The sequence below is a fragment of the Candidatus Anoxymicrobium japonicum genome (assembly GCA_002843005.1).
GTDB lineage: Bacteria > Actinomycetota > Geothermincolia > Fen-727 > Anoxymicrobiaceae > Anoxymicrobium > Anoxymicrobium japonicum.
In genome coordinates, this window is the sequence record PHEX01000061.1 from 1 (window position 1) to 9,753 (window position 9,753).

Annotated in this window: 10 protein-coding genes; 7 read left to right on the top strand and 3 right to left on the bottom strand. The window is 57.2% G+C overall.

What is annotated here, in order from left to right; translation table 11 throughout:
• Positions 1-148: 148 nt before the first annotated feature.
• From CVT63_06545 to CVT63_06555, 3 genes are read right to left on the bottom strand one after another with little or no spacing between them, the layout of a single operon-like run.
• Positions 149-985, bottom strand: a complete 837-nt coding sequence (locus CVT63_06545; GenBank protein PKQ27705.1) for a deoxyribonuclease IV — start codon at positions 983-985, stop codon at positions 149-151.
• Between the two features lie 10 nt (positions 986-995).
• On the bottom strand, positions 996-2,663 hold the full coding sequence (locus CVT63_06550) for an arginine--tRNA ligase (protein PKQ27706.1): 1,668 nt from the start codon (positions 2,661-2,663) through the stop codon (positions 996-998).
• Positions 2,664-2,706: 43 nt separating this feature from the next.
• Entirely contained in the window at positions 2,707-4,056 is a 1,350-nt protein-coding gene (locus tag CVT63_06555; protein ID PKQ27707.1) for a serine protease, read from the bottom strand.
• Positions 4,057-4,090: 34 nt separating this feature from the next.
• Here CVT63_06555 and CVT63_06560 point away from each other — a divergent pair, with 34 nt between their 5' ends.
• From CVT63_06560 to CVT63_06590, 7 genes are all read left to right on the top strand, one after another.
• Complete coding sequence (locus CVT63_06560) at positions 4,091-4,456, top strand: hypothetical protein (protein ID PKQ27708.1); 366 nt, start codon at positions 4,091-4,093, stop codon at positions 4,454-4,456.
• Positions 4,457-4,485: 29 nt separating this feature from the next.
• Positions 4,486-5,442: a thioredoxin-disulfide reductase gene (gene trxB / locus CVT63_06565; GenBank protein PKQ27709.1), complete on the top strand. Its 957-nt coding sequence runs from the start codon at positions 4,486-4,488 to the stop codon at positions 5,440-5,442.
• A complete protein-coding gene (locus tag CVT63_06570) occupies positions 5,442-5,879 on the top strand; it encodes a hypothetical protein (protein PKQ27710.1) in 438 nt (145 codons plus the stop codon). The genes trxB and CVT63_06570 overlap by 1 nt, the downstream gene beginning before the upstream one ends.
• 66 nt (positions 5,880-5,945) lie before the next feature.
• On the top strand, positions 5,946-6,170 hold the full coding sequence (locus tag CVT63_06575; GenBank protein PKQ27711.1) for an RNA-binding protein: 225 nt from the start codon (positions 5,946-5,948) through the stop codon (positions 6,168-6,170).
• A gap of 51 nt (positions 6,171-6,221) precedes the next feature.
• Complete coding sequence (lysA, locus tag CVT63_06580) at positions 6,222-7,478, top strand: diaminopimelate decarboxylase (protein PKQ27712.1); 1,257 nt, start codon at positions 6,222-6,224, stop codon at positions 7,476-7,478.
• A gap of 63 nt (positions 7,479-7,541) precedes the next feature.
• Positions 7,542-8,843: a hypothetical protein gene (locus tag CVT63_06585; GenBank protein PKQ27713.1), complete on the top strand. Its 1,302-nt coding sequence runs from the start codon at positions 7,542-7,544 to the stop codon at positions 8,841-8,843.
• 24 nt (positions 8,844-8,867) lie between these two features.
• Positions 8,868-9,548 carry a hypothetical protein gene (locus CVT63_06590; protein ID PKQ27714.1) on the top strand — a complete coding sequence of 227 codons (681 nt, stop codon included), beginning with the start codon at positions 8,868-8,870 and terminating at the stop codon, positions 9,546-9,548.
• Positions 9,549-9,753: the final 205 nt, after the last annotated feature.

Consider the following 9,753-nt stretch of genomic DNA (forward strand, 5'->3'; position numbering starts at 1 on the left):
TATCTGGTTCCGGAGTCTAGCACAGCAAAAAAGTAAACGCAACTTAACTTTGGGGTCAGGCACCGTCCCCCTCTACGCAGTAAAGGTAGACGGTGCCTGACCCCTCTGGACAGACGATCGACTTTAAAAAAAAGACTTGCCCCCAAAGTTAAGTTGCAAGTGAGCGAAGCAGGGCGAGGTCGTCGGGTGAACCCGGCGCGTCGTGCGGCAACTCGACGATTGCCGGCAGGTGAGCGAGCGCCTCGTGGTTCACCATATAGCGGAAAGCCTCGAGCCCTATCTCTCCCTGCCCGATGTGCGCGTGCCGGTCCAGGCGCGAGCCCAGACGTGAGGTGGTGTCGTTCATGTGAATAACGCGAAGCCGGTCGAGCCCGAGAAATCGTTCCATTTCTTCGACCATAGCGTCTATTCCCGCGGCCGTGCGAATGTCGTACCCCGAAGCGTACACGTGGCAGGTGTCCAGGCAAAATCCGAGCCTTTCCGGCCGCTCCGTAATATCAAACATACGGCCAAGCTGTTCAAAAGTGCCGCCCATCGAAGTGCCAGCGCCGGCGGTCGTCTCGAGCAGCAGCATCGCGGGGCCTGTGTGCCGCATCAAGCATTGCTTGATTGCCTCCGCGATCCTCGCAAGCCCGAAATCTTCTCCCTCGCCTTTGTGGTTGCCTGTATGCGTTATGACTCCCATGGCGCCGAGACGGTCGGCTTTTTCGAGCGAACTGACAAGCGCGGATATAGAACGGTCAAAGACGGAGACCAAAGGCGCAGCCATGTTGACCAGGTATATCGAATGCAGCACGACCGGGTCGATGTCGGCGAGCGAGCGCGCCTCCTTGAACTTACGGGCGTCCTCGTCCGAAACAGGGGTCGTTCCCCACTGCCGCGGGCTTCCGGGGAACATCTGGATTGTGTCGCACTTCGCGTCAATGCCATTCGCGATAGCGGAAACAGGTGGGCCGCTCACCCGCACGTGGTATCCGAAACGCATCGCCACCCCTTCACATCTTTTCGGGCGCGGACACGCCGAGGAGACCAAGGACTATCTCGAGTATCTGGCGCGTTCCGCGGATCGCGAATATCCGAGCGCGGGTCATTCCGGCGTTGTCGGTTACGACCCGGCAATCGCGGTAGAAAGCGTGAAACGCGGCGGCAAGCTCCTCCGCGTAACCTGTCAGCCTGTGGGGCGCCCGGTGCTCGGCGCAGAACTCCACTATCTCCTCGAGTTCCGCGAGCTTACCAAGCAGATCCATCTCGGACTCGCTCTCGAGGGTGTTCAGATCCTCGAGGGAGGGATCCGACATGTCGGCGCCGGCTTCCATCGCGTACTTGAGGATGCTGCATATCCTCGCGTGCGCATATTGGACGTAATAGACCGGGTTCTCCGGAGACTTTTTCCTGGCAAGCTCGATGTCGAAATCAAGCGGCGAGTCGGCGGAGCGTTGCAGGAAAAAATAGCGCGCGGCGTCGTTTCCAACTTCGTCTAAGAGCTCGTCGAGCGTAACTATGTCGCCGGTGCGCTTCGACATCGTTACCTGCTCGCTCGCGCGGAAGAGCTTGACCAACTGGCCGAGAACCACCTCCAGGCGCCGGGCGTCAAACCCCATCGCGTCCATCGAGGCTTTCATCCTCGGGATGTATCCGTGGTGATCCGCGCCCCAAATATCTATGACCAGATCGAAACCTCTCAACATCTTGTCGCGGTGATACGCTATGTCTGAAGCGAAGTAGGTCGGCTCGCCGTTCGAGCGCACCAGAACCCTGTCCTTCTCATCGCCGTAATCGGTAGTGCGCAGCCACAGCGCGCCATTTTCCCTGTAAGCTTTGCCACTCCCCTCGAGATCGGAGAGAACTTGCTCGACCTCCCCTTTTCGGAACAGCTCGCGCTCGCTGAACCAGATGTCAAATGTTACGCCCATGCGCTCGAGAGTGTGCCCGATTGAGGCGAGCATCGTCGGGTACTCCATCTCGATGAAGCGGGCAACGCGCTCCTCCTCGGAAAGACTCGCGAACGTCAAGGCGTGCTCGGCGACTATGCGCCGCGCGATTTCCACAACGTACTGTCCGCGGTAACCATCTAAGGGGAACTCGGCCGCCTCACCCAGCGCCTCGAGGTATCGAGCCGAGATAGAGCGCCCGAAGTTCTCCACCTGCGTGCCGTAGTCGTTGATGTAATACTCTCGATCGACATCGTAACCGGCGTGGCTCATCACATTCGCCAGCGAGTCGCCCAGCGCGGCCCACCTTCCGTGTCCAACGTGCAGGGGCCCGACAGGGTTCGCGCTCACGAACTCCACCTGGACCTTGCGACCGCCGCCTATCCTGGATGCGCCAAAGAGAGCGCCTTTCTCCTCGATCTCAAAGAGGATGCCGCGCGTGAATCCGGGAGTGAGATGAAAGTTGATGAAACCGGGGCCGGCGATCTGGACGTCGGATATCACTTCCGGCGCCTCTGGCAGAGCTTCGGTTATGATACGCGCGACCTCTCGCGGGTTCGCGCCTGTCTTGCTGGCATGCGCGAGCGCGATGTTGGTCGCCCAGTCACCGTGTTCTTTCCGCCTGGGGCGGTCGAGTTCGATGTTGCCGGCATCGACTTCAGGCAACTTGCGCTCGGCAATAGCGCGCTCAAGCGCTTCTTTTAGTAATTCTGTGATCTGTTCCCTGGACATAAGTTAATTATGTCATAAGCCATGGATCCGGCCTCCCGCCGAACTACTCCACCGGTGTGTTCCGCTTCTCCTCCAGCGTTAATTCGACCGTCTTCTTCGAGCCGCCGGAGTGATATGTCACGCTGATCTTGTCGCCGACCTTGTGGGATCGAACCGTGCTAATGACGTCATCCATGGATTTGACCGGCTTGCCATCTATCTGAACGATGATGTCTCCCGTTTTGATTTTCGCTTTGTCCGCCGGACTATCGGGCACCACGCGCGTCACGTATGCGCCTTTGCTCACAGGCAGGTTGTACTGGGTCGCGATGCTCTCGCTTATAGTTTGCCCGAGCACTCCAATATACGGGTGCGATATCGACCTGCCGGCGATCAGGTCATCCGCGACTTTTTTAGCGGTGTTGACGGGGATAGCGAACCCGAGACCTTCGGAACCGCCTGAAGTGCTTGCGATGAGCGTATTGACCCCGATCAGCTTCCCGCTCGCGTCACACAACGCTCCTCCCGAATTACCCGGATTGATAGGAGCGTCAGTTTGAATCAGGTCGATCAGCACGTTTTGATTACCGTTTAACGAACTCGTCCCCAGCGTGCGGTGCAGGGCGCTGACCACGCCCGCCGTCACCGTTTGCTCAAATCCAAGAGGGCTCCCGACCACGACCGCAAGCTGCCCGACGACGAGTTTGTCAGAATCTCCTATCGCTATTGCCGGGAGGCCGGTCTTGTCTATCTTGACGACCGCAATATCGTTATCCGGATCCGCCCCGACCTTCTTGCCCTTGAACTCCTCCCCGCTGGCAAGGGTGACTGTGATGTCCTGGGCGTCGCTCACAACGTGGTTGTTGGTGAGAATGTAGCCGTTCGCCGAGTATATGACCCCTGATCCTGTGCCTTCCTGAACCCGTGGGGAGAAAAACGGAAACATCGTTTCTTGTGGAGTGGATTTCGTGTCGATATTGACGACCGCCGGCGTTACCTTGCTGGCGACCCCGGACACATTTGTAGCGCCCTGCGTAGGGCTCACGACGTTTATCTTATTTGCTGAAACACCGGAACTCTCGCCGACACCGACACTCTTGACTTTGCCGCGAACCAGATCGTAAGGGTTGACCCCAAAGATCGCGGGCATGACGAGCAAGACCAGAAGCGCGCCTGTGATGCCTGCTGCTATTGACGCCAGCAACACCGGACCCCAAATGCGCTTGCGCCGTGGCGCCACGGGTTTCGGCAGCGGAGGAGTTATCTTGCCCGGCGGTGCCTGTTTTTCGTTTCCGTTCATGTCCAATCCTCCTTGTGCGTTCAAGAGCGTTCTCATATACTCGAAACAGGATTTTATCGCATAATATCGCACAGTCTCAAGGTGTCGTCGCGCTTTGTCCGGATTGATAAGCACAGTTCATTAGACGTGAGAAACGTCAGGAGGTTACATGAGCAAAAAGAGCAAAAATGAGCAAATGGCCGAACAGATGCCCGGGCCACATGAACACCAGGGCCCCTTTGAAAAATCCGCTCCGATCAAGGTAAGCCTTGGCATCTACATATTGAGTCTGTTGCTGGTGGCTGTTACGGTGTTTGTCCTTATGCTGACGCAGTATTTGTCCGGCTACCGCAGTAACTACAATCTCTCGCGGGTTGTCAATAACGCGGATGTGAAAATAACCGTAAGCATACCGATGGCGGAGACGGAAACGCGCAAGGAGAACCCGTTCACCAAAGAACAGAGAGACAGGGTGGCGAAATTGCTCGAGGACATGGGCGCCAAAAGCGCGAACGTGAGAATTGACCCGCAGTAACGATTTGGCGTCAGAGAGGTTGAAATCAGTTGTCAGAGCGAACAAGAGATGTCGCGATCATTGGCGGTGGCCCGGCGGGGTTGACCGCCGGAATATATCTGAGCCGTGGAAAGATCGACGCCATTCTTCTCGAGCAGAAGTTGCCTGGAGGCACGGCGGCTATGTCACCTTTAATCGAGAACTACCCTGGATTTCCACAAGGCATATCCGGGATAGAGCTCACGGAGCGAATGAAGCGGCAGGCTGATCGCTTCGAGCTCCAGATGAAGACGTTCGCGCATGTGACGCGCGTGGCGCTGGACACGGGAACGCCGGTCATAACCCTCGAGGACGGCGAGATCAGGGCGAACTCCGTGATAATCGCGACCGGCCAGAGTCCACGCAAGATAGGTATTCCCGGCGAGGAAGAGTACGCGGGGCGGGGCGTCTCTTACTGCGCTACCTGTGATGGCCCTCTTTTTAAGGACAAAGTCGTGATGGTCATCGGCGGCGGGGACGCGGCGGTCGGGGAAGCGTTGCACCTTTCAAAGTTCGCGAGCAAGGTCATTCTTGTGCACCGCCGTGACGAACTGCGCGCTTCCGCGTATCTCGAGGAGCGCGCGTCGCGTGAGCCGAATCTCGAATTCATGTGGAACTCGGAGATCACCGAAATCAAGGGCGACCAGATTGTCAGAACGGCGACCATCAGCGACAACGTGACTGGCGCGCGCGCGGAAGTTCCGGTGGCGGGAATATTCTTCTACGCCGGCAACACGCCAAACACCGAATTTCTGGCGGGAGTAGTCGAGTTGGACGAGGCAGGCTACGTGGTCACCGGCGAGAATCTGGAGACGAGCGTCCCGGGCGTATTCGCGGCGGGCGACGCCCGGGCCGGCAGTTGGAAGCAAATCATCGTATCCGCGGCTGAAGGCGCGCTTGCTTCACAGGGGGCTCAGCGCTACCTCGAAACCATCGGCGCGAAGAAAGCGTACGAGGGAGGTCACTGATGATCATCGCCGTTGTTGATGGAATGGGCGGCAGCATTGGCACACAGATCGTTTTGCGTCTACGGCAGTCGCTCCCTGAGGACGCCGAGGTAATCGCGCTTGGCGCCAACGCGATCGCGACAGGCAGCATGATGAAGGCCAAAGCGACGCGCGGCGCCACCGGCGAGAACGCCGTGAGGGTCTCGATAGGTGAAGCCGAGATTATCATGGGTTCACTTTCTATTGTCGTTCCCAACTCCATGATGGGAGAAATAACACCCACAATGGCCACCGCAATCGCGTCGGCGCCCGGCCGCAAGGTTCTTCTCCCGATATCGAACCCGCCCATCGACCTGCTCGGCACAAACAAAAAACCGTTGCAGGCGCTCATCGGGGAAGCAATGCTGTTGGTGCGAAGCATCTACGGATTGCCGCCAGAATCCAGGGAAAACGCATAATGGGATCAAACCAAAATATGCGTTTTCAAGCAAGGCGAGTGGGAGTCTTCCCCGATCGAGGTTCGAATGCCAGGATATCTATGGGACGGAGCACCAGGGAGGAAACAGATGTGTGAGGCAATCGTGTACGTGGTAAAGGACGGCGCCAGGCAACGATTGATGGATAACGTCGTCACTATCCGGCCTGAAGGAGACGGCCTTTTGTTGACCGACCTCTTCGGCGAACAGAAGTTGATAACCGCAAGCGTCGAGACCATCGACCTGATGAACCACGAGATACTCCTGAAGTAGCGCGTGATTGTGTTATTCTAGTCTTCCAGCTTATTTCTTTGGGGGAGGCAGTTGAACGATTTCGTTTATAAAGACGGCGTGCTCTACTGCGAAGATATTCGGGTCTCGGATATTGCCGCCAGGATAGGAACGCCATTCTATCTGTATAGCAAAAATACTTTCACGTCGCACGTCAAGGCAATCGACCAGGCTTTCAACGATCTATCGCATCTCGTCTGCTACTCCGTCAAGGCGAACAGCAACGTCGCTATCCTGCGGATGATGGCAAGCGAGGGCGCCGGCGCCGATGTCGTATCCGGTGGCGAGCTCTACCGCGCGCTCAAGGGCGGCGTTGAGGCAAGCAAGATCGTTTTCGCCGGTCTGGGCAAGACAGCCGACGAGATCGAGTACGCTCTCAAAGAGGGCATACTCATGTTCAATGCGGAGTCCAGCCAGGAGCTGATGCTCATCAACGAGGTTGCCGTAAAGATGGGCACGCAGGCGCCCGTCGCGTTGCGTGTCAACCCGGACGTGGATCCGAAGACGCACCCGTACATCGCCACCGGACTCAAAAACAGCAAGTTCGGCATCCCTTTGAAAGAAGCCATGGCCGAATACGAGGTCTCGCAGAAGTTGCCCGGCCTGAACCCCATTGGCGTCCACCAGCATCTCGGCTCCCAGATACTCGAATCCGCGCCGTTCGAGAGTAGCCTGAAAAAAATCGCGAATCTTGCCAGGAGCCTCAAGGTCCTCGGCATGGATATCCGCTATATAAACATTGGCGGCGGCTTCGGCATCCAGTATACCGACGAGGAAACGTTTACCCCGGAGCAGTTCGCGTCCGCGATCGTACCGCTTCTCAGCAACTCCGGCTGCTCTATTATCATGGAGGTCGGCCGCATGATAGCCGGCAACGCCGGTATACTCGTGACTAAAGTGTTGTTCAACAAGCAAAACGAGGGGAAAAAGTTTGTGGTCGTCGATGCCGCCATGAACGATCTTCTCAGGCCCAGTTTGTATCAGGCGGAGCACCGCATCGGCCCGGTCGTCTACCGCGACGGCGCGCGTGAGGAAAAAGTGGATGTGGTCGGACCCATATGCGAGTCGAGCGACTTTCTTGCGCAGGATCGCTTGATCCACGAGGTTCAATCGGGGGATTTGCTGGCAGTGTTTACCGCCGGCGCCTACGGGTTCTCGATGTCCTCCAACTATAACTCCAGGAAGCGCGTTCCCGAGGTGCTGGTGTCGGGCAAAAAAGCGTACGTCATCAGACGCAGGGAAACCCACGAGGATCTGATCCGCGGCGAGGCTATCCCGCAGGATCTCTAAGTGGTTACCAGCAGTAACGGTAAAGACAAACGCAACACCTGGGGTCGGGCCCCAACGCAACACATGCCGCAGGAAAAAACTCGAGTTGACGTTGTTGACATCGGCTGTGACCTGGATGGGGCGGTTACGCGAATTATGGACGCGGGCGGCGTGGGCGATATTATTCGTGACAGGCCGGACGAGTGCTACATCAAAGTGAACGCGATCGATTTCAAGCCATACGTTTACACAAGCCTCGACGTGACGGCTTCGGTCATCGATTACTGCAAGAGGGCCGGCGCACGGCGCGTTTTCTTGATGGACAACTCGACGCAGAGCAACTTCACGCGCCTGGTCTTCGAGATCGCGGGGTTCAGAGGGCTCGCGGCGGAACACGGCGCCAAACCTCTTTACCTGGATGAAGGTCGCGAGGCGAAGATTCGCCTGCCTCACATGGGCTACGACGTGCGTGTATCGAAGCGCGTTAAGCACATCATCGAGCACAGGGATTGTGTCACCTACATCAACGTTCCGAAGCTCAAGACCCATTCGATGACTGTCATGACAGCGGGCATCAAGAACCAGTACGGGTTTGTCGCGCACCGCGACCGCTCATTGGACCATAATTTCAATTTGCACAGAAAGCTGGCCGACGTGTATAGCGTGATACAGCCCGATTTCACACTTGTTGACGGGAGTATCGTCACAATTTACGGGCACTACCCGCTGGAAACGCTTCACGAGAAAACGCTTGTGCCGTTGAACATTCTTGTTGGTGGACGCGATACTGTGGCGGTGGACACAGTGTGCGCCCGCATTCTCGGCTACGATGTCGACGAGATCCGTCACCTCGCGGAGGCGCGCGACATGGGGTTGGGATGCGCGAACCTCGACAGCATCAAAGTCAAGGGCGAGCCGCTCTCGAGGTTCAATCAGAAATACCCGTATCAGCTTTATGACGCCTTCCCGCGCGACGTCGCGGTGATCCACGGGACGGATCAGAACTGCCCTGAGGGGTGCAACACCAACACGCTTGCGGTGCTCCAGATGCTTTACCTGGACTTCAACGGCAAAGGCGATTTTACCATCATCATGGGGAAGGGCTTTGACAGAAAGCAAATTGACGCTATCGAGGGGCGCGTGCTGATCGCCGGCCCGTGCGCGTACGACGAGACGGCTGAGCGCCTGATCGACAGACTCGGACGCTCGCGGGTATCGTTCACCCGCGAATGCAACGACCTGGCGTCAACAGCCGGGGCGCTTGCGAAACTAATGAAGGTGAGTCCGCGCAAGATGGTGCCGCTGAACCTGTTGAAGTCAGCGCGGTTGCTCGCGCAAGCCCGGCTCCACGGGTCGAAAGCGCGCATCCCACGACTCATTCGTTAACACTCTCTCTACGTGGAGATTTCATTGCCGCCACACGACAGCCTTTTCAAACAGAGACGCAGGAAAGCCACGGAGGTGGAACACAGACTTTCCGTGGAAATAGGGATGAGACTCCCGCCGGCGTCAGAGCGCCGCGACATCGTTCACGAACTCATCCACGCGATTCTCTCTCAGAACACCTCTCGCAAGAACTACGATCTGGCTTATCAACGCTTGATGGACGTGTTCCCCGACATTAACGCGCTTGGCGAAGCGCCCGTGGCGGCAATCGAACTTGCCATCCGTTCGTGCGGCCTGTCGCGGCAGAAATCGAGCGCTATCAAGGCGATCCTGGCGGCGGCGTTCTTGAAGCGTGGCGACTATTCCCTGGAGTTCGTTCGCGACATGAAAGTGCGGCAAGCCCGCGACTATCTCACGTCACTGACCGGTGTAGGGCCGAAGACGGCATCGGTTGTGCTCATGTTCGCCGACGGGAGAGGTGTGATGCCTGTGGATACTCACGTTTTAAGAACATCTAAAAGGCTCGGGCTCATCGACGAGAAAACTACCGCCGCACAAGCGCAGTCACAACTCGAGGCCCTGGTACCGCCGGCGAAGCGACCGGGCATGCACCTCAATCTTGTCCGGCTCGGGCGCGAGATTTGCCACGTGAGAGCGCCACGCCACGACATCTGTCCCGTCAACATGCTGTGCGAAAAGGCATAATGGGGTCAAACCAAAATATGCGTTTTGCAACAGATAAATGATGGGAGCGCCCATAAAAACGCATATTTTGGTTTGACCCCATTATGCCTTTTTGCGTTCATAAGAGTGAATATTTTAAAATCAAGTTGGAACTATCATGATCGCAAGTACCGCACGCGAGGATAACATGACCCGGATCGCCAAAACCCTGTCGAAACAACGCGAC